This window comes from Microbacterium lacusdiani, assembly GCF_054779895.1.
Map to the genome: position 1 here is coordinate 14622 of NZ_BAAGXJ010000028.1, position 22034 is coordinate 36655.

General features: G+C 72.0%; 24 protein-coding genes and 1 pseudogene. 8 read left to right on the forward strand and 17 right to left on the reverse strand.

All coding sequences use genetic code 11. The annotated features are described in order from the left end of the window. Positions 1-124 precede the first annotated feature (124 nt). Positions 125-1906 carry an aspartate--tRNA ligase gene (aspS, locus tag ACYVGN_RS12155; RefSeq protein WP_460791070.1) on the forward strand — a complete coding sequence of 594 codons (1782 nt, stop codon included), beginning with the start codon at positions 125-127 and terminating at the stop codon, positions 1904-1906. Positions 1907-1927: 21 nt separating this feature from the next. Here the strand turns inward: aspS and ACYVGN_RS12160 are convergent, their stop codons facing one another. The 3 genes from ACYVGN_RS12160 to ACYVGN_RS12170 form a co-directional block, all read right to left on the reverse strand. Further along, positions 1928-2437, reverse strand: a complete 510-nt coding sequence (locus tag ACYVGN_RS12160; protein ID WP_460791071.1) for a COG4315 family predicted lipoprotein — start codon at positions 2435-2437, stop codon at positions 1928-1930. An 89-nt stretch (positions 2438-2526) separates the two neighbouring features. Further along, complete coding sequence (locus ACYVGN_RS12165) at positions 2527-3186, reverse strand: zf-HC2 domain-containing protein (RefSeq protein ID WP_460791073.1); 660 nt, start codon at positions 3184-3186, stop codon at positions 2527-2529. Next, on the reverse strand, positions 3183-3710 hold the full coding sequence (locus ACYVGN_RS12170; RefSeq protein ID WP_134745825.1) for a sigma-70 family RNA polymerase sigma factor: 528 nt from the start codon (positions 3708-3710) through the stop codon (positions 3183-3185). The genes ACYVGN_RS12165 and ACYVGN_RS12170 overlap by 4 nt, the downstream gene beginning before the upstream one ends. 118 nt (positions 3711-3828) lie before the next feature. Here ACYVGN_RS12170 and ACYVGN_RS12175 point away from each other — a divergent pair, with 118 nt between their 5' ends. Continuing rightward, complete coding sequence (locus ACYVGN_RS12175) at positions 3829-4296, forward strand: DUF2231 domain-containing protein (protein ID WP_134745824.1); 468 nt, start codon at positions 3829-3831, stop codon at positions 4294-4296. A gap of 7 nt (positions 4297-4303) precedes the next feature. Here the strand turns inward: ACYVGN_RS12175 and ACYVGN_RS12180 are convergent, their stop codons facing one another. The 8 genes from ACYVGN_RS12180 to ACYVGN_RS12215 form a co-directional block, all read right to left on the reverse strand. Beyond that, entirely contained in the window at positions 4304-4603 is a 300-nt protein-coding gene (locus tag ACYVGN_RS12180; protein WP_055992952.1) for a Dabb family protein, read from the reverse strand. 31 nt (positions 4604-4634) lie between these two features. Further along, positions 4635-4904, reverse strand: a complete 270-nt coding sequence (locus ACYVGN_RS12185; RefSeq protein ID WP_134745823.1) for a glutaredoxin family protein — start codon at positions 4902-4904, stop codon at positions 4635-4637. Between the two features lie 11 nt (positions 4905-4915). Continuing rightward, positions 4916-5209, reverse strand: coding sequence for a rhodanese-like domain-containing protein (locus ACYVGN_RS12190; RefSeq protein WP_055992946.1), 294 nt, complete (start codon positions 5207-5209; stop codon positions 4916-4918). Between the two features lie 122 nt (positions 5210-5331). After that, entirely contained in the window at positions 5332-5430 is a 99-nt protein-coding gene (locus ACYVGN_RS12195; RefSeq protein WP_003792170.1) for a 30S ribosomal protein bS22, read from the reverse strand. A gap of 115 nt (positions 5431-5545) precedes the next feature. Further along, on the reverse strand, positions 5546-5737 hold the full coding sequence (locus ACYVGN_RS12200; RefSeq protein WP_055992940.1) for a helix-turn-helix domain-containing protein: 192 nt from the start codon (positions 5735-5737) through the stop codon (positions 5546-5548). 107 nt (positions 5738-5844) lie between these two features. After that, the gene (locus ACYVGN_RS12205) at positions 5845-6012 is read right to left on the reverse strand and encodes a hypothetical protein (RefSeq protein WP_460791077.1); all 168 of its coding nucleotides are present in this window, start codon (positions 6010-6012) and stop codon (positions 5845-5847) included. Then, a complete protein-coding gene (locus ACYVGN_RS12210; RefSeq protein ID WP_460791079.1) occupies positions 5991-6776 on the reverse strand; it encodes a hypothetical protein in 786 nt (261 codons plus the stop codon). The genes ACYVGN_RS12205 and ACYVGN_RS12210 overlap by 22 nt, the downstream gene beginning before the upstream one ends. Before the next feature lie 188 nt (positions 6777-6964). Further along, on the reverse strand, positions 6965-7378 hold the full coding sequence (locus ACYVGN_RS12215; protein ID WP_460791081.1) for an ArsR/SmtB family transcription factor: 414 nt from the start codon (positions 7376-7378) through the stop codon (positions 6965-6967). 86 nt (positions 7379-7464) lie between these two features. Between ACYVGN_RS12215 and ACYVGN_RS12220 the strand changes: the two genes are divergently transcribed. Both ACYVGN_RS12220 and ACYVGN_RS12225 read left to right on the forward strand, forming a co-directional pair. Continuing rightward, entirely contained in the window at positions 7465-8904 is a 1440-nt protein-coding gene (locus ACYVGN_RS12220; RefSeq protein WP_460791083.1) for a TrkH family potassium uptake protein, read from the forward strand. Next, entirely contained in the window at positions 8897-9568 is a 672-nt protein-coding gene (locus ACYVGN_RS12225; protein ID WP_055992931.1) for a potassium channel family protein, read from the forward strand. Before ACYVGN_RS12220 ends, ACYVGN_RS12225 begins: the two co-directional genes overlap by 8 nt. 9 nt (positions 9569-9577) lie before the next feature. Here ACYVGN_RS12225 and ACYVGN_RS12230 read toward each other — a convergent pair whose 3' ends face one another. From ACYVGN_RS12230 to proC, 3 genes are all read right to left on the reverse strand, one after another. Next, positions 9578-10273 carry a potassium channel family protein gene (locus ACYVGN_RS12230; protein WP_460791085.1) on the reverse strand — a complete coding sequence of 232 codons (696 nt, stop codon included), beginning with the start codon at positions 10271-10273 and terminating at the stop codon, positions 9578-9580. Between the two features lie 25 nt (positions 10274-10298). Then, positions 10299-11663, reverse strand: coding sequence for a TrkH family potassium uptake protein (locus ACYVGN_RS12235; RefSeq protein ID WP_460791086.1), 1365 nt, complete (start codon positions 11661-11663; stop codon positions 10299-10301). Positions 11664-11745: 82 nt separating this feature from the next. Then, a complete protein-coding gene (proC, locus tag ACYVGN_RS12240) occupies positions 11746-12618 on the reverse strand; it encodes a pyrroline-5-carboxylate reductase (RefSeq protein ID WP_460791088.1) in 873 nt (290 codons plus the stop codon). A 90-nt stretch (positions 12619-12708) separates the two neighbouring features. Here proC and ACYVGN_RS12245 point away from each other — a divergent pair, with 90 nt between their 5' ends. Further along, the gene (locus tag ACYVGN_RS12245) at positions 12709-13680 is read left to right on the forward strand and encodes a cation diffusion facilitator family transporter (protein ID WP_460791090.1); all 972 of its coding nucleotides are present in this window, start codon (positions 12709-12711) and stop codon (positions 13678-13680) included. A 16-nt stretch (positions 13681-13696) separates the two neighbouring features. Continuing rightward, on the forward strand, positions 13697-13990 hold the full coding sequence (locus ACYVGN_RS12250; protein WP_460791091.1) for a DUF503 domain-containing protein: 294 nt from the start codon (positions 13697-13699) through the stop codon (positions 13988-13990). A gap of 75 nt (positions 13991-14065) precedes the next feature. Here ACYVGN_RS12250 and ACYVGN_RS12255 read toward each other — a convergent pair. Both ACYVGN_RS12255 and tadA read right to left on the reverse strand, forming a co-directional pair. Further along, positions 14066-14736 (reverse strand): annotated as a pseudogene (locus ACYVGN_RS12255) (DUF1731 domain-containing protein). Positions 14737-14971: 235 nt separating this feature from the next. Continuing rightward, positions 14972-15433, reverse strand: coding sequence for a tRNA adenosine(34) deaminase TadA (gene tadA, locus ACYVGN_RS12260; protein WP_460791092.1), 462 nt, complete (start codon positions 15431-15433; stop codon positions 14972-14974). A gap of 66 nt (positions 15434-15499) precedes the next feature. Between tadA and upp the strand changes: the two genes are divergently transcribed. Continuing rightward, a complete protein-coding gene (gene upp, locus ACYVGN_RS12265) occupies positions 15500-16132 on the forward strand; it encodes a uracil phosphoribosyltransferase (RefSeq protein ID WP_134745815.1) in 633 nt (210 codons plus the stop codon). A gap of 21 nt (positions 16133-16153) precedes the next feature. Here the strand turns inward: upp and ACYVGN_RS12270 are convergent, their stop codons facing one another. Then, positions 16154-19693, reverse strand: a complete 3540-nt coding sequence (locus tag ACYVGN_RS12270) for a TM0106 family RecB-like putative nuclease (RefSeq protein WP_460791094.1) — start codon at positions 19691-19693, stop codon at positions 16154-16156. A 186-nt stretch (positions 19694-19879) separates the two neighbouring features. On the opposite strand from ACYVGN_RS12270, the gene ACYVGN_RS12275 reads away from it, so the two are divergent. Further along, positions 19880-21955, forward strand: coding sequence for an NAD(+) synthase (locus ACYVGN_RS12275; protein ID WP_460791095.1), 2076 nt, complete (start codon positions 19880-19882; stop codon positions 21953-21955). Positions 21956-22034: the final 79 nt, after the last annotated feature.

The window sequence follows — 22034 nt, forward strand, 5'->3', positions numbered from 1 at the left end:
TGTCCGGATCCTGGGTGCGGGCCCCCGGATCCGCTTCCGGCTGTCCCGAACCGCCGCGATCCGCCGCGGAAAACCGCACCGCCTAGACTTGTCGGGTTCCGTCACGCCCCAGGAGGATCCTGAAGTGCTTCGCACCCACACCGCCGGCTCGCTGCGAGCCGAGCACATCGGTCAGACCGTCACCCTCACGGGCTGGGTCGACCGCCGACGCGATCACGGCGGGGTGGCGTTCATCGATCTGCGCGACGCGTCGGGCATCTCGCAGGTCGTGATCCGCGACGAGTCCGTGGCGCATCCGCTGCGCAGCGAGTTCGTGCTGAAGGTCACCGGCGAGGTGTCGAAGCGCCCCGCGGGCAACGAGAACCCGAACCTGCCGACCGGCGAGATCGAGCTCATCGCGAGCGACGTCGAGGTGCTCAACGAGTCCGCGCCGCTGCCGTTCCAGGTCTCGAGCGGCCTGGCCGACGCCGACCCGATCGGCGAGGAGGCGCGCCTCAAGCACCGCTACCTCGACCTGCGCCGCCAGGGCCCGGCGCACGCGATCCGCCTGCGCTCGCAGGTGTACAAGGCCATCCGCGACGTCCTGCACGCCCGCGAGTTCGTCGAGGTCGAGACCCCGACCCTGACCCGCTCGACGCCCGAGGGCGCCCGCGACTTCCTGGTGCCGGCGCGCCTGCACCCGGGCAGCTGGTACGCGCTGCCGCAGAGCCCCCAGCTGTTCAAGCAGCTGCTCATGGTGGGCGGCGTCGAGAAGTACTTCCAGATCGCGCGCTGCTACCGCGACGAGGACTTCCGCGCCGACCGTCAGCCCGAGTTCACGCAGCTCGACATCGAGATGAGCTTCGTGGACCAGGAGGACGTCATCGAGATGATGGAGGACGTCATCCGGGCCATGTGGGCCACGATCGGCGTCGAGGTGCAGACCCCGCTCCCCCGCATCACGTACGCGGACGCCATGGCGAAGTACGGCTCGGACAAGCCCGACCTGCGCTTCGGCCTGGAGCTGGTCGAGGCGACCGAGTACTTCACCGACACCCCGTTCCGCGTCTTCCAGTCCGAGTACGTCGGCGCGGTGCTGATGCCGGGCGGCGCGAGCCAGCCTCGCAAGACGCTCGACGCGTGGCAGGAGTGGGCCAAGCAGCGCGGCGCCCGCGGCCTCGCGTACGTCCTGTTCAACGAGGACGGCACGCTCGGCGGCCCGGTCGCCAAGAACCTGTCCGAGGCCGAGCAGGCGGGCCTGGCCGAGCTCGTGGGCGCCCAGCCCGGCGACTGCGCGTTCTTCGCGGCCGGCACGACCAAGGCCTCGCGCGCGCTGCTCGGCGCCGCGCGCGTCGAGATCGGCCGCCGCCTGGGCCTGATGGACCCCGACACCTTCGCGTTCACGTGGGTCGTCGACGCCCCGATGTTCGAGCCCGCGGGCGACGCTGTCGCATCGGGCGACGTCGCGGTCGGCGCCGGCGAGTGGACGGCCGTGCACCACGCGTTCACGGGCCCCAAGCCCGAGTTCGAGGACACGTTCGACACGGACCCCGGATCGGCTCTCGCCTACGCGTACGACATCGTCTGCAACGGCTCGGAGCTCGGCGGCGGATCCATCCGCATCCACCGCGAGGACGTGCAGAAGCGCGTCTTCAAGGTGATTGGCATCGACGAGGAGCAGGCGCAGGAGAAGTTCGGCTTCCTGCTCGAGGCCTTCAAGTTCGGCGCCCCGCCGCACGGCGGCATCGCGCTCGGCATGGACCGCGTGCTGCAGCACCTGACCAAGACCGACTCGATCCGCGAGGTCATCGCGTTCCCGAAGTCGGGCGGCGGCTTCGACCCGCTCACGGAGGCGCCCGCGCCGATCACGCCGCAGCAGCGCGCCGAGGCCGGCGTGGACGCCGTGCCTGAGCCCGCCGAGGCCTGAGCCCCCCGGGACTGACCGCGGTCAGTCCCGGATGGGCTCGCCCGCGGGATCGAGGACCCACCAGACCTCGTCGACGCCCTGGCCGTTCGTATCGCCGGCCGCCTGATCGCCCGCGAAGTAGTACAGCGGCCAGCCGTTCAGGGTGAGCTGCGGCTCGCCGTCGACGCCGGTGATGGTGCCGACCTCGCCGGTCACGCCCTCGGCCTCGACGTCCTCGCCGCCGGGCACGGGCGGCCAGTTCTCCAGGCACTGGCCCTCGCACGTCGAGACGCCCGCACCCTGCTCGTCGCTGTCGAACTGGTAGACGACCTTGCCGTCGCCGTCCACGACGATCGTGCCGAGGTCGGTCTCGGCGGTGGTGAGCGACACCGCGCCCATCGTGCCGGTCTCGCCGCCGTCGGAGCCGTACGGATCCGTCCCGGGCGACATCGGCCCGTCGCCCGTGCCACCGCCGCATCCGGCCAGCGCGGTCGCGAGCGCCGTCGCGCCCAGCAGCACCGCCGCGGCGCGGCGGCTGAACCTCGTCCTCATGATGTGCTCCCCTGGTCGGAGTCGACCCCTCGGGGTCGCGGGCCGCGAAGACGGTCCGACGGGAACACGAGCCGCGGGGTCCCCGGCGTTCACCCCTCGCGCGGAACCGGGACGCTCATCAGGATGTCGCCGCCCTCCGCGCGGACGGCCAGGCTCGCGATCCGCTCGACCGGGAGCGAGGTCGCGGCCTCGAGCTCGACCGCGCGGCCCGGCATCGCGCCCCACGTGGACACCTGCTCCGAGCGCCCGTCCACGTCGGTCACGACGAGCGCGTAGCCGGCGCCGGCGCCATAGCCGTATCCGGCGTCCGGGTACTCGCACCGGATGACCAGCCGCGTGCCCCACGCGACGGGCTCGAGCCCGACCTCGACCGACATCGCGGCCGACTCCAGGGCGACCGTGACGTCCGGCTCGTCCGGCGCCTCCATCGCCGCGGGCACCCCGATCGCGAGTGCGAGCGCGACCGCGGCGGCCGCCGCCCATCCGGCGATCCGCGCGCGGACGCCGCGCACGCGGCGCCGCTCCCGCTCCCGCATGCGATCGAGGAGGTCGGCGGGAGGGGCGGGCGGCGCGGCGTCGGGTGCGCCCGCCCGTGCCAGAAGGCCGGGTATGGGCACGAGCTCCCCGACGGCTGCGCGGCACCGCGCGCACTCCTCGAGGTGCGCCTCGAACCGGCGCCGGTCGGCGGGAGTCAGAGCGCCGAGCACGTACGCGGCGTCCCATTCGGCGAGCGCGTCGTGGTCGCTCATCGCGTCACGCCCCTCTCCTGGAACGCCAGCCGCAGCGCGCGCAGCCCGTAGTGCAGCCGCGACTTCACCGTCCCCTCGGCGATCTGCAGCTCGCGCGCGAGCTCCGCGGTGCTCCGCCCGCCGAAGTACGCACGCACGATGACCTCCCGGTGGTGCTCGTGCAGCGACGCGAGCGCGTCCTGCAGCAGGATCGCGTCCAGCAGCTCCTCCGTGCGGTCCTCGACGGCCTCGTCGGCCGGCTCGTCCTGGGTCTGCTCGTGCCGGCGGCGCGCGCTGCGCGCCTGGTCGATCACGAGGTGCCGCGCGACCGTGAACAGCCAGCCGCTCAGCTGATCCGGGTCCTCGTCGAGGATGCCGGGCGTGCGCCAGGCCCGCAGGAGCGTCTCCTGCACGACGTCGTCCGCGTCGGCCGGACGGCCGGTCAGGGCCACGACGTACCGCCAGATCGCGCCCGCGTGGCGGTCGTGCAGCTCCCGCAGGGCCGCGTCCCGGCCGCGGTCCGCCCGCCTCGGCTGCGCCGTCATCGGCCACGCGCTCCGCCCTCGGGGCCGATCGTCCATGCCGTGCACACGTCGCCGGCGCCCGTCAGGTTCATTGTGGTCACTGCGTGAACCGCGCGACACCCGGTCGCGTGGTCCCGGCATGGAGATCCAGGGGCTCCCGGCGCACCCGCTCGTGGTGCACCTCGTCGTGGTGCTGATCCCGCTGACGGCGCTCGCGCTGATCCTCGCGCAGCTGTGGCCGGCCGCGCGGCGGCGGCTGGGCCTCGTGCCGCTGATCGCGGCGGTCGCGGTCGCGGCGCTCGTGCCCTTCACGATCGCGGCCGGGGAGGCGCTGGCGGCCGTCGTCGGCCCGCTCCCGGATGTGCAGGCGCACGAGGCGCGCGGACGCGCCGTTCAGCCCTGGGCGCTCGCGCTGCCCGTCGTGGCGGCGGGTCAGTGGGCGTGGTTCCGCCGGGGTCGCGACCGCATCCGGCGAGACGGCGCCGCGCGGGCGATCACGCTCGGGATCGGCGCCGCGGTCCTGGTCGTCGCAGTCGGCGTGGTCGTGGCCGTGGTGCTCGCGGGCGAATCGGGTGCCCGCGCGGTGTGGGGCGGGCTGCTGGGCTGAGCCGGCGTCAGATCTCGACGTCGATCGCCGCGCGCCCCGATCGGATGGTGCCGATGTACTCGGCCGCCTTCACGTGGGCCGGGTGCGTGCCGTACGCCTCGAGCGCGGCGAGGTCGTCGAAGTCGGCGACGAGCGCGAAGTCCATGTTCTGACCCTCGAACGCGACGTTGCGCGACACGTCCATGGCGCGCAGGCCGGGCACGACGCCGACGAGCGCCTCCAGCTGCGCCTTGGCCTCGGCGACCTGCGCGTCCTTCTCGGCGGGGTCGGTGGCGGTCAGCTGGAACATGACGATGTGGCGGAGCATCCGGGAATCCTTCGGGGAAGAGGGTCGTGGGTCAGGCGGTCGGGACGGCGTCGATCAGCGCGGCGCGCAGGCGCTCGGGCGCGACGCGCCAGTGGCCGTGCAGGCGGTCGTCGATCAGCACGACCGGGATCTTCTCCCACCACAGGTCGTACAGAGCGGGGTCGTCCTGGATGGACGCCTCGCGCACCTCGACGGCGTCGGCGACGGGATCGGGGAGGTCGGCCAGCACCTGATCGACCACCTCGCGCGCGACGTCGCACAGGTGGCAGTCGGGCTTGCCGATCAGCGTGAGCGTCGTCACGTGAGCGGGGCTCAGAGCTCGACCGGGTAGCCGGCCTCGCGCCAGGCGCTCGTGCCGCCCGCGACGTTGGTGACCTCGTAGCCGCGCTCGCTGAGCGCCTCGACCACGCGACCGGAGCGGCCGCCGAGTTCGCAGATCACGTCGAAGGGCTCGGCCGGGAGGTCCCCGATCCGCTCGCCCAGCTGCGACATGGGGATGTTCACGGCGCCGGGCACGTGACCGGCCTCGTACTCGTGCACCTCGCGCACGTCCACCAGCGGGACGTCCTTGCGGTCGTGGAGCTCCTGGACCGAGATCTCGTTCATGCGTCCATTATCGACGCCGCACGGGGCCGGGGCGTCCGGCCGGATCAGACTGCGGTGATCCGGCGCCCGGGAAACCAGAAACGCCGGCCCGAAACGGGACCGGCGTCAGTGGTTGCAGTCGCTTACTTCTTGTTGCGACGCTGGTGGCGAGTCTTGCGAAGCAGCTTGCGGTGCTTCTTCTTCGCCATGCGCTTGCGGCGCTTCTTGATGACAGAACCCACGGAAACCTCACAATGTCAGGGGGTTGGACGCCGAGCCGCGGCGTCCGGGAACGGGCACAGCAGAAGCGTGCCTTCGGGACAGCTTACCGTATGCGGCGAGCGCGCCCTGCGGGCGTCAGCCCGCGTCGGCGATGGGACGCTGCAGGGCGGCCGTCACGGCCGACTCGGGCACGCGGTAGCTCCGGCCGAAGCGCACGGCGGGGAGCTCGCCCGAATGGACGAGCCGGTAGACCGTCATCTTCGACACGCGCATGATCTCGGCGACCTCGGCGACGGTCAGGAACCGCACATCCGGCATCTCGGGCACGGAGCCTCCCCCTCTTCAACTGACGTTCACTTTAGGGGCATCCCGGGTCTGGTGTAAACCCGAGGTGCCCCTGTGACCCGTGTGACGGTTGGCGAGGCGCCCGCGGCTCAGCGGACGAGTCCTCGGAGCGCCTCGAGCCAGGCCAAGATCACGGGATTCGAGAGCGATGCGGCCCACACGAGCGGGATCGCGGCCGCGGCGACGACGGTCGTCATCACGCGGCCCAGCGCGTCCGGCGCGGGCCGCACGAACATCACCACGAGCGTGAGCAGCATGAGCCAGATGCCGCCGTCCGTCGGGTCCTCGCCCACCCCAGCACGATCGCGACGTAGTGCACGACGATCGCCACCACGCTGAAGACGATGGACCTGGCCCGCCCGTGCGTGATCGCCAGCACCCACGCGAAGACGAGCCCGATCATCAGCAGGAGTCCCTGCGGGCCGGTCAGGTCCGCGACGACCTCCCGCATGCGGTCGCCGGCGCCGTCGAGCACCGCGGCGACGTCGGCGGCCGTGAGCCCGCCGAAGGCCCACTGCAGGAACGCGAACGTCGCGAACGCGCCGATCGTGGGGAACGTCGCCACCAGCACGCTGGCCCGTCGCCGGCCCGGCCGCTCCAGATCGTCGGGCAGATAGAACATCGCGGCGATGCCGGCGATCGCCACGAGCGCGACGCCCAGCGGATCCGTCAGCGCCGCCATCATCAGCAGGATCCCGGCCCGGAAGCCGTCGCGCGTCGACGCCCAGTAGAGGAACCGCACGGTCTCCCCCACCCCGAGCGCGAAGAAGCCGATGCTGAGGAACAGCAGCGAGTCGCGCGTGATCAGCTGGACGCCGAACGGGTTGAACGCGATCGCGAGCAGGAACAGCACGCGGGTGGGCAGCGCGAGCCCGCGCTGCACCATGGCCTCGGCGATCTTCTGCAGGAAGAAGCCCGCGGCCAGCGCGCCCAGCAGGCTCAGCCCGAGCGCGCCGAGCGGCAGGATGCGCGCGACGACCGTGGCCAGCAGGGTGCCGACCGGCGGGTACAGGTCGCGCACCCAGCCGACGTCCGCGCGCGGACGGTCGTGAATCCCGAGTCAGTCGTCACTCTCGCCATTCTGCCCACGATCCGACGCGGTCGGCCAGGACTTCACAGGCTCGTCATATTCCGACGCGCGCGCAGAACGAGAGCGCACCGCCTCCCCCGAGTGCGGTGCGCTCTCCCGATGGCATGAGAGCCCGGGATCTATGCCCCGAGGCGCTTGAGCGCGGACTGCACGACGACCTTCGCCGACGCGGCGGCGCGGCCGACGGCCTCGGCGGCGCGGGCGGCGGGCTCGGGCAGCTGGTGCGCGCTGAAGTCGACGACGTCCTCGTAGTCGCCCTCCTCGACGAAGAAGGGGACGAGCCAGTCGTCGACGGCCTCGAGCGGCGCGGGCGACAGGCTGTAGTAGCGGTGCTGGCCCTCCTCGCGCACGGACACGAGCTCGGCCTCGCGCAGCACCTTGAGGTGCTTCGAGACCGTGGGCTGGCTGACGCCGAGCGCGGCGACGATCTGCGACACGCTCGTGCCTGCATCCCCCTCCGACGATCGGCTCAGCAGCAGCTGCAGGATCTCGCGCCTCGTGCCGTCCGCGATCACGTCGAAGATGTCCGCCATGTGGCTAGGGTAGCCGCGCAGGCACCGGAGTACCATGTCACAGTCCCGGCAGGCCGGGGTCGGATTCGGGATCGAGGGGGCAGACGATGACGGCGATCGCGTCGTCCGTGCCCCGCGAGGCATGGAACCGCTTCTGGGATCGCGTCGGCGACTTCTTCCGAGACTTCGCGACGTCGTCGCCGTCGCGGTTCGCGATCCTCGTGTTCGTCTCGCTCATCCTGATCTTCACGGGCCTGCTGTCGCTGCCGATCGCGGCGGCTGCGGGTGAGCGGACCCGGTTCGCGGATGCGCTCTTCACCGCCGTGTCGACCATCTGCGTGACCGGCCTCACGACGGTCGACATGGCCGCGCACTGGTCGGTGTTCGGCAAGGTCGTGATCTTCGTCGGTGTCAACATCGGCGGGATGGGCGCGCTGACGCTCGCCTCCATGCTGGGGCTCATCGTGTCCAAGAGGCTGGGCCTGCGGGCCAAGCTCATCGCGGCCGGCGATACGAACCCGCTGCGCTCCCACGGCGGGCCCGTGAGCGAGAGCCAGGCCGTGCGGCTCGGCGAGGTCGGCCAGCTGCTCCGGACCGTCGCTCTCTCGACGATCATCATCGAGGCCGCAGTCGCGGTGCTCCTCTACCTGCCGATCGTCCGCGCGGGCTACGGCTGGATGGACGCACTGTGGATCGCACCCGAGTACGCGGCCATGGCGTTCACGAACACCGGGTTCACGCTCAACGACCGCGGCCTGGAGGCATTCCAGTACGACTACTTCTTCATGACGGTGCTGATGGCGGGAGTCTTCCTCGGGAGCATCGGCTTCCCGGTGATCTACGCGCTCTCCAAGCAGCTGACCGCTCCCGGCCGCTGGCCGCTGCACGCCAAGCTGACGCTCGTGACCACGGTCATCCTGTTCGTGCTCGGCGCGGCCGCCTTCCTCGCCCTCGAGTACGAGAACCCCGGCACGTTCGGCACGCGCGACGCGTGGGACACGACGTTCCAGGCATTCTTCCTCTCGGCGATGACGCGTTCGGGCGGGTTCTCCGTGATCGACATCGGGGAGCTCAACGGCTCTTCCCTGGTGGTCGGCTCGATGCTGATGTTCGTGGGCGGCGGCTCCGCGTCGACGGGCGGCGGCATCAAGGTCACGACGCTCGCGGTGCTGGCGCTGGCCGTGTGGTCGGAGGCGAAGGGCCGCTCGAGCGTCGAGGCGTTCGGCCGACGGATCCCGAGCGACGTGCAGCGCGTCGCGGTCGCGGTCCTCGCGTGGGGCGCGACGATCGTCGCGCTCGCGACGATCGTCATCGCTCAGATCACGAAGGCGCCGATCGCCGAGGTGCTGTTCGACGTGATCTCGGGGTTCGCGACCGTGGGCCTCTCGACGGGACTCACGGCCGAGCTGCCGGACTCCGCGCTGTACGTGCTGGCCCTGACGATCTTCATGGGGCGCGTTGGTACAGTCACTCTCGCCGCGGCGGTCGCCGCGACGTCCCGCTCGCAGCTCTACGCGCTGCCCGTCGAGAGGCCGATCGTTGGTTGAGCAGATCCGCAGCGACGCGCCCGTGCTCGTGATCGGACTCGGGCGCTTCGGCGCCGCGTGCGCCGGCGAGCTCGACCGACTGGATCGCGACGTGCTCGCGATCGACGAGGACCTCGGCCTCGTGCAGAAGTGGTCAGAGCGCGTGACCCACACGGTCCAGGCCGACGCGCGCAACATCGACGCGCTCAAGCAGATCGGCGCGCAGGACTTCCAGGTCGCGGTCGTGGCGGTCGGCTCCTCGATCGAGGCGTCCGTCCTGATCACGGCGAACCTCGTCGACCTCAAGGTGCCGCAGATCTGGGCGAAGGCGGTCTCGCAGTCGCACGGCAAGATCCTCGCCCGCGTCGGCGCGAACCACGTGATCTACCCCGAGCGCGAGGCGGGCGAGCGCGTCGCGCACCTCGTGAGCGGCCGGATGCTCGACTTCATCCGCTTCGACGACGACTTCGTGCTCGCGAAGATGTACCCGCCGAAGTTCGTGCGCGGCATCGGCCTGAACGAGTCGGGCGTGCGGTCGAAGTACAACGTCACGGTCGTGGGCGTGAAGAGCCCCGGCAAGCCGTTCCGCTATGCGGAGGCCACGACGGTCGTCACCAACCATGACCTGATCATCGTGTCGGGCACCAACGTCGACGTGGAGCGCTTCGCAGCCCTCGACCGCTGACAGCTCCCCTCACCGCAGCTGCGCGAACGCCTCGACCCGGTTGGTCGGACCCACGACCAGCACCACGTCGCCGTCGCGCAGCACGGTGTCGGCCTCGGCGTTGCGCCACTCGCCGCGGCCGGGCTTGTATGCCGCGATCGTCACGCCGTGCTTGGCGCGCACCCCTCCCTCCGTGAGGGTGATGCCGTGCAGGTGCGACGGCGCAACGGTCTTGACGATCGCATAGCCCGGATCGATCTCGAGGTAGTCCGCCGCGGCGCCGCGCACCAGGTGCGCGACCCGGCGGCCCATGTCCTTCTCGGGGTAGACCACCTTGTGCACGCCGAGCTGCTCGAGGATGAGCCCATGCTGCTCGTCGACGGCCTTGGCCCAGATCACCGGCACCTGCATCTGCAGCAGCAGGGAGGCGGTCAGGATGGACGCCTTGATGTCGGTGCCGATCGCGACCACGACGCGGTCGAAGTCGCCGATGGCGAGCTGCTGCAGCACCTCGAGCTTCGTCGAGTCGGCGCGCACCACCTGGGTGAGCTCGCCGTTGAGCGACTGCACGAGCTCCTCGTCGGAGTCGATGCCGAGCACCTCGGTGCCCGAGGCCATCAGCTCGAGCGCCAGCGACGACCCGAAGCGGCCGAGCCCGATCACGGCGACGGAGTCGGCCTCGGCGATGCGGCGCGCGTCCTCGCCGAACGACAGGAACTTGACCACGAGGGATCCTTTCGATGCGTGCGGATCAGCCGATCGCCGGCCGTTCCTTGGGGAGTTCGTAGGGGGCGTGGCGCTCGCGCAGCGCGAGGGCCGAGCCGAGGGTGAGCGGGCCGAGGCGGCCCAGGAACATCAGGAGCGTCAGGAGGACGAGGGCGGCGTCGGGCAGCCCGGCCGTGATGCCCGTGGACATCCCGACCGTGCCGAAGGCCGAGACGGCCTCGAACAGCACGCGGTCCAGGTCGAGGTCGGTCATCGCGAGGATGGCGATCACGACGGCCATGATGGCGCCGATCGCGACAATCACGACCGTGATGGCCTCGCGGTGCACGGCGCGCGAGAGGCGCTTGCCGAACACGTTGACGGCCGTGCCGCCGCGCAGCTCGGTCCACATGATGAAGAACAGCACACCGAACGTGGTGACCTTGATGCCGCCCGCGGTGCCCGCCGGGCCGCCGCCGATGAACATCAGCACGTCCGTGACGAGCCAGGTCTCGTCGTGCAGCTGCGACGTGTCGACCGAGTTGAAGCCCGCGGTGCGCGCCTGCACCGAGTGGAAGAACCCGGCGAGCACCCGGGCCGCGGGGTCGAGGCCGCCGAGCGTGGCGGGGTTGTCCCACTCGACGGCCGTCGTGAAGACCGTGCCGACGACGAGCAGCGTCGCGGTCGCCGCCAGCACCACGCGCGTGTTCATGGTCCAGTGCAGCGGGCGGCGCAGCTCGTGGTGCAGCTGCCGCAGCACGGGGAACCCGAGCCCGCCCAGGATGATCGCGGCGCACATGGGCAGGCAGATCCACGGATCCGCGACGAAGCCCATGATGCTGTCGGTGTAGAGCGCGAAGCCTGCGTTGTTGAACGACGAGACCGCGTGGAACACCGCGTGCCAGGCCGCCTTGCCGAGGTCGTAGCCGTACCCCGTGAGGAACCGCACGAAGAAGATCGCGGCCGTGACGGCCTCGATCAGGAGCGTGGTGGTCAGGATGCCGCGCGCGATGCGGCGCACGTCGCCGATGCCGCCGGCCTTGGTCTCGGCGCTCGCGATGAGCCGCGATCGCACCGACAGCTTGCGCGCGAGGGCGAGGCCCACCAGCGCGGCGAACAGCATGATGCCGAGGCCGCCGAGCTGGATCAACAGCATGATCACGACCTTGCCGAACGGGCTCCAGTAGGTGGCGGTGTCCACCACGATCAGCCCGGTCACGCACACGGCCGACGTGGACGTGAACAGCGCGTCCACGAATCCGGTCCAGCGGCCGTCCGCGGATGCGATCGGCAGCATCAGGAGCAGGGCGCCGGCGAGCACGGCGATGCCGAAGCCGGTCGCGATCGCCTGCGCGGGGGCGAGATGCAGGCGCGCCCGGGGACGCGTCGGCACGAGGGAACGGGAAGCCACGAGTGGCGACGCTACTCGCGCGGATCGGGCGGATCCGCGATCCTCACGCTATCCATACGCCCCGCCCGGAGGCGGGCGCGGTTCAGCTGCCGCCGGGGATCGTGCCCGTGGTCGGCGTGCTCTCGCCCGCGAGCTCGCGGGCACGCGCGAGGGCGGCCGACGTCGCCTCGCGGAAGATGCCGCCCAGGTCGGCGCGCTCGAGCACGGCGATGGCGCGCTCGGTGGTGCCCTTCGGGCTCGTCACGCGGCGACGCAGCTCGGCGGGGTCCTCGCCGGTCGCCTCGAGCAGCGCGGTCGCGCCGATGAACGTGCCCTCGGCCATCGTGCGCGCCTCGTGCTCCGAGAAGCCCCGGTCCAGGGCCGCGCGCGTGAGCTCCTCGATCAGCAGGAACACGTAGGCGGGGCCCGAGCCCGAGATCGTCGACAGCGCGTCGATCCGCTCCTCGGGGAGCTCGATCACGGTGCCGACGGTCTCGAACAGGCGGCGCGCGATCACGACGGCCTCGTCGTCCGCCGCGGGCCCGGCCGCGAGCCCGGTGACGCCCTTGCCGACGAGCGAGGGCGTGTTCGGCATCGAACGGAGCGTCGAGACGTCGTCGCCCAGGATGGCGGAGAACGTCCGCAGCGTGACGCCCGCCGCCAGGCTGATCACGATCGCGTCGTCGCGCAGGTGCGGGGCGATCTCGCGAAGCAGGTCGGGCACCATGACCGGTTTCACGCCGATGAGGAGCACGCGAGCGGATGCGGCGGCCCGCACATTGCCCTCCGGGTCCTCCTCGAGCGAGATGCTCGTGACGCCGTCGAGCTTCGCCAGCTCCGCGGCCTTCTCGGAGGTGCGGTTGGTCGCAGTGATGCCGCCCTCGACCGGGATGCCGTTCGCGACGACGCCGCGCAGGATCGCGCCGCCCATCGATCCGGCACCGAGGAACGCGAGCGAGGGCAGCGAGTCGACCATGCTCCGATTCTAGGGACGGCGCGCGCCGCGGGTCCGGCCCGATGTCAAGACGCCGTGGATCGGCGGCCCCGCGTGAATAGACTCAGGGGCATGAGCGCACACGGCGGCAGCAGGGCCATCATCGCGGCGTTCCTCGCCAATATGGGCTTCGCGATCGCGAAGTTCATCGGCTGGCTCCTGTCGGGCTCGGCGTCGATGCTCGCCGAGGCGGTGCACTCGGTGGCGGACTCGAGCAACCAGCTGCTGCTCCTCCTGGGCGGCAAGCGCGCCAAGCGCGAGGCGACCCGCGAGCACCCGTTCGGCTACGGCCGCGAGCGCTACGTGTTCGCGTTCATCGTCGGCATCATCCTGTTCTCGATCGGCGGTCTGTTCTCGATCTACGAGGGCGTCGAGAAGCTCACGCACCCCCACGAGCTGAGCGAGCAGTGGTGGTGGCTGCCGATCGTGATCCTGGTGGTCGCGATCGTGCTCGAGTCGTTCTCGCTGCGCACCGCGGTCGTCGAGAGCAACGCCGTGCGCGAGAAGGGCCAGTCGTGGGTGTCGTTCATCCGGCACGCGAAGGCTCCCGAGCTGCCGGTCGTGCTGCTCGAGGACATCGGCGCGCTCGTCGGCCTGATCTTCGCGCTGTTCGGCGTCACCCTGACGGTGATCACCGGAAACCCGTTCTGGGACGCGCTCGGCACCCTCTTCATCGGCGTGCTGCTGATCCTGATCGCGATCGTGGTCGGCTTCGAGACCAAGAGCCTCCTGGTGGGCGAGGGCGCGACCGAGGCCGACCTCAACCGCATCATCGCGGCCATCGAGAAGGGCCCGGAGGTGGAGAAGCTCATCCACATCAAGACCCTCTACATCGGCCCGGAGGAGCTGCTGGTCGCCGCCAAGGTCGGGGTCCCCCACGACAAGCCGCTGGGCGACGTCGCCGCCGACATCAACTCGGTCGAGGCGCGCATCCGCCGCGAGGTCCCGTTCGCGCGCGTGATCTACCTGGAGCCGGAAGTGTTCCGCCCGGCTGGGCAGCAGCAGCTGTCGACCGAGGCGGTCGTCCTCAAGTCCTCGGACTGACCCCGGAGGGGTCGCCATGTGGATCGGCTGGATCGAGTTCGATCTGCTGCTCAGCGACGTCCACTCGCTCAAGGAGAAGCGGTCGGTCATCCGCCCGATCGTCGCCGAGCTGAGCCGCCGCACCGAGGCCGCCGCGGCCGAGGTCGGCGCGCACGACCTGCACAGGCGCGCGTCCATCGGCGTCTCCGTGGTCGGCACCTCGCCCTCGCACGTGCGCGACGTGCTGGACGGCGCCGAGCGGCTCATGGCCGAGCGCCCCGAGGTCACGCTCCTGTCGGCACACCGCGGCCTCGCCTCGAGCGAAGACTGAGCCCCGCACCGGTCGCTGCACCCGTGCTCGTTGAGCGAGCGAAGCGAGTCGAAACGCCGGAAGCCTCCCCCGGACTCAGCCGCCCGCGACGTCGCGCAGCGCGGGCTCGAGCTCCGGCCAGGCGAACCGGTACCCGGCGGCCTCGAGCCGCTCCGGCACGACCCACCGGCTCTTGAGCACCAGCTCGGGCTCGGTCCGGAGCAGCCACATCGCGGGCTCCAGCATGAACCGCCACGCGGGCAGCCCGATCGGCGCCCCGACGGCGCGGCGCAGCGTCGCCATCAGGGTCCGGTTGTCGCTGGGCGCGGGCGCAGCGAGGTTCACGGCTCGCGCTCCCATCCGCGCGCGACATCCACCGAGAAGCCGGTCCCGAGCTCGCCGTCGCTCTCGGTCTGCGGGCGGTCCATGGCGTGCCGGTAGATCGTGGCGGTGCTGGCGTTCATCCACACCCGGGGAGGGTGCGCGGCAGCGGCGACCGCGTCCCGCAGCTCGCGCGTGGTCTCGACGCGCGAGCGCAGGATCTCGGCGCGGTTGCGGTCGGTGTAGCGGCAGTTCACCGACTTCCCCGCGAGGTTGACGAGCAGGTCGGCGCCGTCGACCGCGGCGCGGATCGCCGCCGTGTCGCCCCAGCGGACGGGCCCGGATCGCCCGAGCGTCCGGATCTCATAGCCCTCGGCCGCGAGCGCGTCGCGCAGGGCCGTGCCGATGAAGCCGCTCGCGCCGGCGAGCACGGCGACAGGGGTCATCCGGAGACCGTGCACAGGACGGCGATCAGCATGGCCTCACGCTACCCCTCTGCCCCTCACACCCTCAGCCCCTCACAACACGTGTTGTCAGCGAGCACACGCGATCCTGGCGCCTGTGATGTCCTGAGACATCACACGCGATCCTGGCGCCAAGATCGCGTGTCGCCGCTCATAACACGTGTTATGAGGGGGGCGGGAGGCCGGATCGCCGCGCCTCCCGCGGCTTCGCGCCGCGTCAGCGGCGCGCCTCGAAGAAGTCGCGCAGCAGCGCCCGGGCGTCGTCCTCGCGCACGCCGGCCACGACCTCGGCGCGGTACGGCAGGCGCCGGTCGCGCACGACGTCGTACATGGATCCGGCGGCGCCGGCCTTCTCGTCCCACGCGCCGAAGACCAGGCGCGAGACGCGGGCCTGCAGCAGCGCGCCCGCGCACATGACGCACGGCTCGAGCGTGACCACGAGCGTGCACCCCTCGAGGTTCCACGAGCCGATCCGGCGGGCGGCCTCGCGCATCGCGACGACCTCGGCGTGCGCGGACGGATCGTGGTCGAGCTCGCGCCGGTTGCGGCCCTCGCCGAGCACCGTGCCGTCCTCGTCGAGCACCACCGCCCCGACCGGGACCTCCCCGGCAGCCGAGGCCGCGGCGGCGAGCGCGAGCGCGCGCGTCATCGCCTGGGCGTCTTGCTCATCCGGGATCACGTCACGAGCCTACGGCCGCCGGGCGTTCTCTCGGAGAGCGAGACGCGCGGCCGGTAGCCTGTTCTCATGCGCCTGCACGTCGCCGACCACCCGCTCATCACCCACAAGCTCACGGTGCTCCGCGACAAGCGCACCCCGTCGCCGGTGTTCCGCCAGCTGACGGAGGAGCTCGTCACGCTCCTCGCGTACGAGGCGACGCGCAACGTCCGCGTCGAGCCGCTCGAGATCGAGACGCCCGTGACCACCACGACCGGCGTGAAGATCAGCGACCCGCGGCCGCTCGTCGTGCCGATCCTGCGCGCGGGCCTCGGCATGCTCGAGGGCATGGTGAAGCTGCTGCCCACCGCCGAGGTCGGCTTCCTCGGCATGGCGCGCAACGAGGAGACCCTCGAGCCCATGACCTACGCCGAGCGCCTGCCCGACGACCTGAGCGACCGGCAGTGCTTCGTGCTCGACCCGATGCTCGCGACCGGCGGGTCGCTGGGCGCCGCGATCGACTTCCTGTTCCAGCGCGGCGCGCAGGATGTGACGGCGGTCTGCATCCTCGGCTCCCCCGAGGGCATCGCCGCGATCGAGAAGCAGGTCGACGGCCGCGACGTCACGCTCGTGCTGGGTGCGCTCGACGAGCGCCTCAACGAGAAGGGCTACATCGTGCCCGGCCTCGGTGACGCGGGCGACCGCCTCTACGGCACGGTCTGAGCGCAGGCGCCGCCACCCCGGCTACGCCCCGACCAGCCGCGCGAAGGCGCTCATCCGGGCGACGCCCTCGGGTGTGCGGGGCAGCTCGTCCAGCAGCGCGGGCGAGTGGGTCAGGTACGCCGCGACCATCGCGCGCGAGACCGCCACGTTGAGGCGGTTCTGCAGCAGCAGGAAGTCGCTGCCGCGGGGCGCGTCGCGACCGCTCGACGCGGCGAGCGTGACGATCGACACCGCCGCCTCCTGCCCCTGGAACCGGTCGACCGTCCCGACCCGGACATCTGGGAACCCCGCCTCGGCGAGCGCGCGCTCGACGCACTGCTGCTGCGCGTTGTAGGGCGCGACGACGATCACGTCGGCCTGCGTGAGCGGCCGCGGCGGGCACGGCTCCCCCGTGCCGCCGTCGCCGATCCGGATGTCGGTGAACGCGCGCCCCAGCACCTCGCGCACGATCCGCACGACCTCGGCGGCCTCCTCGGGCGACTCGGTCGCGTTGCCGTGGTGCCGCACCGGTACGACGTGCAGGCCGGGCTCGACGCCGTCGATGCGGCGCAGCGCGGCCGGCTCGTGCGACGCGAGACGTCCCGCGTACGACAGCCCCGACACGGCGGCCGAGACCGCCGGATGCATGCGCCACGAGCGCGCGAGGAAGTACCCGTGGGTGGCCGGGATGACCTGGGCGCCGTCCATCACCCAGCCGAGCGCCGACGTGTCGACGGGCTCCGGGTGCGTGCCCTGGCTGACCTGCGGCAGCTGCTGCGGATCCCCGAGCAGCAGCAGGCGCGGGGACGCGAGCGAGACGGCGATCGTCGAGGCGAGCGAGAACTGACCGGCCTCGTCGATCACCAGCAGGTCGAGGCTGCCGCGCGGCACGCGGCCCTCGTGCGCGAAGTCCCAGGCGGTGCCGCCGATCACGTGCCCGTCCGGGCGCTCGGCGGTGAACGCGGCGACGCCGTTCTTGGGGATGATCGTGAAGCTCGGCTCCGGCGTCGCGCCGGCGCCGGACTTGGGCGCCTTGGCGACCCGCGCCGCCGGCACGCCCGCGGCGACGACCCGGTCGAGCATGTTCTCGACCACCGCGTGGGACTGCGCCACGACGCCGACCTTGAAGCCGTGCTCGTTCACGAGCCGCGCGATCACGTGCGACCCGACGTAGGTCTTGCCCGTGCCGGGCGGGCCCTGCACCGCGAGGTAGCTGCGATCGAGGTCGCGCACGGCCGCGACGATCGCCGCGACGTCGTCGCCCTCCGACGCCGGAAGCGCGCCCGACCGGGTGCGTGGCGGACGACGGCGCAGGATGTCGGTCGCGGGATCCGTGGGGAGCTCGGCTCCCATGGCGAGGGTCTCGGCCCACGCGTCGATCGACTTCTGCTGGTTGCCGGCCTGCGGCGGCGCGGCAGGGGTGACGGCGATCGGCAGCTCGTCCCATGTCGCGCCGCCGATCGAGCCCTCGGCGATCACGACGCCGTCTTCGAGCTCGGCGAGCACTTCGGCGCTGCGGCCGACGTGGATCCAGCGCGACGACGCCTCGGCCTCGAACGGCGCGGGTCGCGGGTAGAGCAGGAAGGGCTGCACGCCCTCCTTCAGTCGCGTGCCCGGGGCCAGGTCACCGCGCAGTTCGACCACACGGCGGGTGGCGCGGCCGCCCTCCGGCACGTGCCAGTCGTGCAGCACGCGGCTGCGGGCGGGGTCCACCGCGATCACGTCGCGGGTGTCCGCCCACAGCGCCAGCGGCTCGCGCAGGCGCTGGAAGTGCCCCTGCCAGAAGCTCTTGCGCTCGCGCGGGTAGTAGTCGATCGCGGCGGCGGCCAGCCGGAGGGCCTGCGCATCCGGGTGTTCGGTCCCGAGCTCCGCGGCCCGCGCGGTGAGCGCCAGGGCGAGCTGCGACGGCTCGTACGCGAACGCCTCGTGCTCGTCGGGCCGGGCGGGCAGCACGCGGCTCTCGCGGGCGCGCTCGACCAGCCAGTCGCGCAGGCGCCGGGTCGAGACGCAGTCGTAGCGGTTGTAGTCGGCGAGGTCGTCGAGGATCAGCTGCGCGGCCGCCGCGTCGCCCGCGGCGAGGAGCTCGCGCGCCTCGACGTAGCGGAGGATCGAGTCGCCGCCCTCCTTGACGTCCTGGGTGCGCACCTCGTCGCCCATGTAGAGCGGCTCGAGCTTCTTGATCGAGTACGACCGCGAGCCCACGCGCAGGGCGCGGCGCACGATCGGGTACAGGTCGACGAACAGCTCGTCGCGCAGCATCCGGTCGACGTCGGCCTCGCGCACGCCGTGCCGCGCGGCCATGGCCGCCAGGTGCGTGGGCTCGTACGGCGCGTAGTGGTAGATGTGCATGTGCGGATGCGCCGCGCGCCGCGCCGCGACGAAGTCGCAGAACCTCTCGAGCGCCTCGCGCTCGCTCGCGAGGTCGTGGGCCCAGAGCGGCGTGTACTGCTCCTGCATGTCGATCCAACCGAACAGGTAGTCGATGCCCCATTCGGCGCCGTGCGCGCCGGGCTCGCTGTAGAGCGGGTCGCCCTCGAAGTCGAAGAAGATGTCGCCCAGGTCGGGGCGCGGCATGGTCGCGAGCGCCTCCGGCAGCACCACCTCGTACGCGGGTGCGGCATCCGGCGTCTCCCCGGAGGGACCCGGAACGCCCGCCGGGCTGGTGATCTGCAGGCGCGCCTGGGTGCGCAGGCCCGCGAACACGTCGGGGTTCATCCCCTGCGGCGGCGCGTCGGCGGCCGCGAGGTCGTCGATCGTGCGGATGCCGCCGGCGCGCAGCCGCTCGCGCTGCACCGGGCGCATTCCGGCGACGAGCAGCACGTCGCGCGCCGCGACGACCTCCTGCTCGCAGGTGGCGCAGCGCCCGCACGCGACGACGCCCAGCTCGCCGCGCGGGTCGGCCCACGCGATCGCCTCCCCCGCCGCGCCCAGGTCGAGCCGCCGGTCGGCGATCAGCGCGCGCAGCCGCGCGCGGCGGACGCGGAAGAGCGGCATCAGGTCGGACACGGCGTGCGTGCTGGTCGTGCCGTCGCCGAGCAGCAGGTCCACCTCGTCGGAGCGCGGGATGCCGAGCCGGTCGAGCTGATCGACGTACGCGGCCAGCTGCATGAGGGCCGTGACCTTGGCCCGCCGCGCGAGCTTGGAGTCCTGCACGCGCCAGCGGCCGTCGTCCTCGCGCTTGAGGAAGTCGGCGAACCCGACGAACTCGTCCGTGGAGAAGGCGGCCTGGAACACGATCCGCGCCTGCGGGTCCGCCAGGGCCGCGAGCGTGTCGTCGACCGCCGCGGCCATCCCGTCGTCGTCGGCCGACCGCGTCGCCGCGATCTCGAGGACGCCGGCACCGAACTCCGCGCGATACGCCTCGAGCACCCGCGCCTCGTGCACGTCTCCGAGGCGGGCGGCGCGCTCGAGCATCTCGTCCTCGGGCTCCTCGACCTCGGGCACGCGCCCGAGCTTCGCGTCGAGCTTGCGCAGCCACGCGAACTCGCACTCGGCGGCGAGCTTCAGGTCGCTGGCGCTCCACACGACCCGCGGCGCCGTCAGGACGCCGGCCGTGGAGCTCTCGGAGGGGATGTATCGCACGTTCCGAGGCTAGCCCGGGCCTCGGACACCGCCGCCGCGTCTGCACAACGCAGGAGCCGCCGCCCCGCGACGCCGGCCGCCCCGCCGAACGACGCGGCCGACCCGCCCGGGATCCGTCAGGAGTCCTGCGTTGTGCCGGATGAGGCGCCTCGCCGCCCGGCGAACCCCGCGTGCCAGACTGGACGCGTGACCGACTTCGACTTCGCCAGCGCGTACCGGCACGGGTTCGCGCGCATCGCGGCGTGCACGATCCCCCTCGCGATCGCGGATCCGGCGACGAACGCGGATCATGTGCTCGCGTCGGCGCGCGAGTGCCACGACGAGGCGGTCGCGGTCGCGGTGTTCCCCGAGCTGTGCCTGTCGGGCTATGCGATCGACGACCTGGTGATGCAGGATGCGCTGCTCGACGCGGTCGACGCGGCGATCGCGCGGATCGCGGCCGAGTCGGCCGACCTGATGCCGGTGCTGGTGGTGGGCGCTCCGCTCGCGCGCGGCAGCCGCATCTTCAACTGTGCGGTGATCATCCACCGCGGGAAGGTCCTCGGCGTCGCGCCGAAGTCGTACCTGCCCACCTACCGCGAGTTCTACGAGCGGCGGTGGTACGCGCCGGGCGACGACCAGCGCGGCACGATCGCCGTCGCCGGCACCGAGGCGCCGTTCGGGCCCGACCTGCTGTTCGAGGCCGAGGACGTCCCCGGCCTGACGATCCACGCCGAGGTGTGCGAGGACGTGTGGGTGCCGATCCCGCCGTCGTCGACCGCGGCGCTGGCCGGCGCCACCGTGCTGCTGAACCTCTCGGGCAGCCCGATCACGATCGCACGCGCCGAGGACCGCAAGGACCTCTGCAAGTCGCAGTCGCTGCGCTGCCTGGCCGCGTACGCGTATGCCGCGGCCGGCATGGGCGAGTCGACCAACGACGTGTCGTGGGACGGCCAGACCATGATCTACGAGGGCGGCAACCTGCTGGCCGAGACCGAGCGCTTCCCCGACGGGCCGCGGCACTCGATCGCGGACGTGGACCTCGACCGCCTGCGCCAGGACCGCCTGCGCCAGGGCACGTTCGACGACAACCGCCGCACCGTGTTCCCCGCGACCGAGGGCGAGCCCGACTTCCGCACGATCCGATTCGCGTTGAACCCGCCGACCGGCGACGTGGGGCTGAAGCGCCACCTCGACCGCTTCCCGTTCGTGCCGGACGACCCCGCCCGCCTCGCGCAGGACTGCTACGAGGCCTTCAACATCCAGGTCGCGGGCCTGATGCAGCGCATGCGCGCGATCGGCGACCCCAAGCCCGTGATCGGCGTGAGCGGCGGCCTCGACTCGACGCACGCGCTGCTCGTGATCGCGCGCGCCATGGATCGGATGGGCCGGCCGCGCAGCGACATCCTCGCCTACACGATGCCGGGCTTCGCGACGAGCGACCACACCAAGTCGAACGCGATCAAGCTCGCCGAGTCGGTGGGCGCCTCGATCGAGACGATCGACATCCGCCCGGCCGCGACCGAGATGCTCGGCCAGATGGGCCACCCCTTCGCGAAGGGCGAGCCGGTCTACGACGTCACGTTCGAGAACGTGCAGGCGGGCCTGCGCACCGACTACCTGTTCCGCCTCGCGAACCACCACGGCGGCATCGTGGTGGGCACGTCCGACCTGTCGGAGCTGTCACTCGGCTGGGCGACGTACGGCGTCGGCGACCACATGAGCCACTACGCGGTCAACGTGGGCGTTCCCAAGACGCTGATCCAGCATCTGATCCGCTGGGTCATCGCGCACGGCGACGAGCAGGGCGTCTCGGAGCACGAGGCCGAGGTGCTGCAGTCGGTGCTCGACACCGAGATCAGCCCCGAGCTGGTGCCCGCGGGGCAGGACGGGCAGGTGCAGTCGACCGAGAGCACGATCGGCCCGTACGCGCTGCACGACTTCACGCTCCACCACATCCTGCGCTTCGGCTACCGGCCGTCGAAGATCGCATTCCTCGCGATGCATGCATGGTCGGATCCGGATGCCGGCGCCTGGCCTCCCGGCTTCCCCGCCGAGGATCGCTACGCGTACGACCTCGAGACGATCGTGAAGTGGGAGCAGGTGTTCCTGAAGCGCTTCTTCGGCTTCTCGCAGTTCAAGCGCTCCGCGATCCCGAACGGGCCGAAGGTCGCGCCGTCGGGCTCGCTGTCGCCGCGCGGCGACTGGCGCGCCCCCTCGGACGGCAACGCCCGAGCGTGGCTCGCGGAGCTGAAGGCCGCGCTCCCCCACCTCGTCGACTGACCGCTCCCGCGCCCACCCCACCGGTCGTTGAGCGGAGCGAGCGCCAGCGAGCGGAGACGAAACGTCACGAAGCCCCGCC